2 protein-coding genes are annotated in these 2,851 nt (G+C 66.8%); one reads left to right on the plus strand and one right to left on the minus strand.

Annotation, left to right across the window (positions count from 1 at the left end; all coding sequences use genetic code 11):
* Nucleotides 1-88: 88 nt before the first annotated feature.
* Entirely contained in the window at nucleotides 89-2,245 is a 2,157-nt protein-coding gene (gene uvrB / locus ABTZ89_RS37660) for an excinuclease ABC subunit UvrB (protein WP_270951654.1), read from the minus strand.
* 108 nt (nucleotides 2,246-2,353) lie between these two features.
* Here uvrB and ABTZ89_RS37665 point away from each other — a divergent pair, with 108 nt between their 5' ends.
* A complete protein-coding gene (locus ABTZ89_RS37665) occupies nucleotides 2,354-2,785 on the plus strand; it encodes an SPW repeat protein (RefSeq protein WP_270951655.1) in 432 nt (143 codons plus the stop codon).
* Nucleotides 2,786-2,851 lie beyond the last annotated feature (66 nt).

Consider the following 2,851-nt stretch of genomic DNA (forward strand, 5'->3'; position numbering starts at 1 on the left):
TCCCCCCCCCAAAACAACCACCGTATTGTCGTGTTTTTTTTTTTATTTTTTTAGAACATTTACTACCCCACCCACGACCCTCGGTACGTCACTCGATGCCGGCGGCGTCCATTCCCCGGAGTTCCTTCTTCAGGTCGTGGATCTCGTCGCGGAGGCGGGCCGCCAGTTCGAACTGGAGCTCCCGGGCCGCGTTCATCATCTGGTCGTTGAGCTGCTGGACCAGGTCCGCCAGTTCCGCGCGAGGCATCGACTTGATGTCGCGGTCCTCCAGCAGGCCCGCGCTGGCCACCGCTTCGCCGGTCGGCTTCTTGCCGCGCGAGACGTTGCGGCCCGAACCGCCCACCGCCACCGACTCGTCGGTGTCCTCGGACTCGGTGTAGACGCGGTCCAGGATGTCGGCGATCTTCTTGCGCAGCGGCTGCGGGTCGATGCCGTGCTCTTCGTTGTAGGCGATCTGCTTGGCGCGGCGGCGGTTGGTCTCGTCGATGGCGTGCTGCATCGAGTCGGTCATCCGGTCCGCGTACATGTGCACTTCGCCGGAGACGTTCCGCGCCGCACGACCGATCGTCTGCACCAAACTCGTCCCGGAGCGCAGGAAACCCTCCTTGTCGGCGTCCAAGATGGACACCAGCGAGACCTCCGGCAGGTCCAGGCCCTCGCGCAGCAGGTTGATGCCGACCAGCACGTCGTACTCCCCCAGCCGCAGCTGCCGCAGCAGTTCGACCCGGCGCAGGGTGTCCACCTCGGAGTGCAGGTACCGCACCCGGATGCCCAGTTCGAGCAGGTAGTCGGTGAGGTCCTCGGCCATCTTCTTGGTCAGCGTGGTGACCAGCACCCGCTCGTCGCGCTCGGCGCGCTCCCGGATCTCGTGCACCAGGTCGTCGATCTGGCCCTCGGTGGGCTTGACGACCACCTGGGGGTCGACCAGCCCGGTCGGGCGGATCACCTGCTCGACGAACTCGCCGCCGGCCTGCGCCATCTCGTAGGGACCCGGCGTGGCCGACAGGTACACCGACTGGCCGATCCGGTCGGCGAACTCCTCGAAGGTCAGCGGCCGGTTGTCCAGCGCGCTGGGCAGCCGGAAGCCGTGCTCGACCAGCGTCCGCTTGCGCGAGGCGTCGCCCTCGTACATGCCGCCGATCTGCGGCACCGTCACGTGCGACTCGTCGATGATCAGCAGGAAGTCGTCCGGGAAGTAGTCGATCAGCGTCGCCGGGGCCGACCCGGCCGCGCGGTCGTCGATGTGCCGCGAGTAGTTCTCGATGCCGGAGCAGAAGCCGACCTGGCGCATCATCTCGATGTCGTACTGGGTGCGCATCCGCAGCCGCTGGGCCTCCAGCAGCTTGTTCTGCTTCTCCATCCGGTCGAGCTGCTCCTCCAGCTCGGCCTCGATGCCGCGGATCGCCTTCTCCATCCGGTCCGGGCCCGCCACGTAGTGCGTCGCCGGGAAGATCCGCAGGTCGCGCACCTCGCGCACGATCTCGCCGGTCATCGGGTGCAGGTAGTACAGGCGGTCGATCTCGTCGCCGAAGAACTCCACCCGCACCGCCAGCTCCTCGTAGGCGGGGATGATCTCCACGGTGTCGCCGCGCACCCGGAAGGTGCCGCGGGCGAAGGCGATGTCGTTGCGGGTGTACTGCACGTCCACCAGCGCGCGCAGGAACACGTCCCGGTCGATCTCCCCGCCGACCTCCAGCGGGATGGAGCGGTCCAGGTACGACTGCGGCGTGCCCAGGCCGTAGATGCACGACACCGAGGAGACCACCACGCAGTCGCGGCGGCTGAGCAGGTTCGACGTGGCCGAGTGGCGCAGCCGTTCGACGTCCTCGTTGATCGAGGAGTCCTTCTCGATGTAGGTGTCGGTCTGCGGGACGTAGGCCTCGGGCTGGTAGTAGTCGTAGTAGCTGACGAAGTACTCCACGGCGTTGTCCGGGAAGAACCCGCGCAGCTCGTTGGCCATCTGGGCGGCCAGCGTCTTGTTCGGCTCCAGCACCAGGGTGGGGCGCTGCACCCGCTCGATCAGCCAGGCCGTGGTGGCCGACTTGCCGGTACCGGTCGCACCGAGCAGCACCACGTCCTTCTCGCCCGAGTTGATCCGGCGCTCCAGGTCCTCGATGGCCTTGGGCTGGTCACCGGCGGGCTGGTAGTCGCTGACCACGCGGAACCGGCCATCGGTCCGCGGGATGTCGCTGACCGGCCGGAACTCGGAGTGCGCCAGTACGGGGTGCTCAGTCGCGAATGCCACGGGACCCAGCGTACGAGCACCCACCGACATCATGTCGCGTCACAGGATGCCCGAACCGCTTCCAGGGCGAATAATGGATTGCGTCACGCCAGTGCGGGAGGTGGTGCGATGTCTTCCGGCACACCCATCGCTGGGCATCCTGATCTCAGCGAGATGCGCATGCGTTACGAGCGGGCGTCGGAAACTCCGACCGCTCAGGTGGCGGACGGGCTGGTCGTGCTGAGCGGTCTGTTCGTCGCGCTGTCGCCGTGGATCACCGGGTTCCACACGATTACCCCATCGTTGACGCTGAACAACCTGGTGACCGGGCTGACCGCGGCAGTTCTGGGGTTGTCGTTCGCGGCGGCCTTCCACCGCACGCACGGAATCGCCTGGACCGCCCCGGTGCTGGGCGTGTGGACGATCGTGTCGGTGTTCGTGATCAGCGGGACAGCGGTCATGACCAGCACCGTGCTGTGCAACGTGATCGGCGGGGCGATCCTGGTTCTCGCGGGTTTGGGCACGATGGCTCCGGCCTTCGCCACCCGCGCCTCGACCTGACCCCAATCGATCGGAGGTGACAGGACACCAGTGGTGAACAGTTAGCGGGCGCGACGACCTTCGGAC

The sequence above is a fragment of the Saccharopolyspora sp. NPDC002686 genome, assembly GCF_040295745.1.
GTDB classification, from domain to species: Bacteria; Actinomycetota; Actinomycetes; order Mycobacteriales; family Pseudonocardiaceae; genus Saccharopolyspora; species Saccharopolyspora oryzae.

Excerpts from the sequence above, each read along its gene's own strand:
- ABTZ89_RS37665 (WP_270951655.1), top strand. The coding sequence starts at position 2,354 with ATGTCTTCCGGCACACCCATCGCTGGGCATCCTGATCTCAGCGAGATG.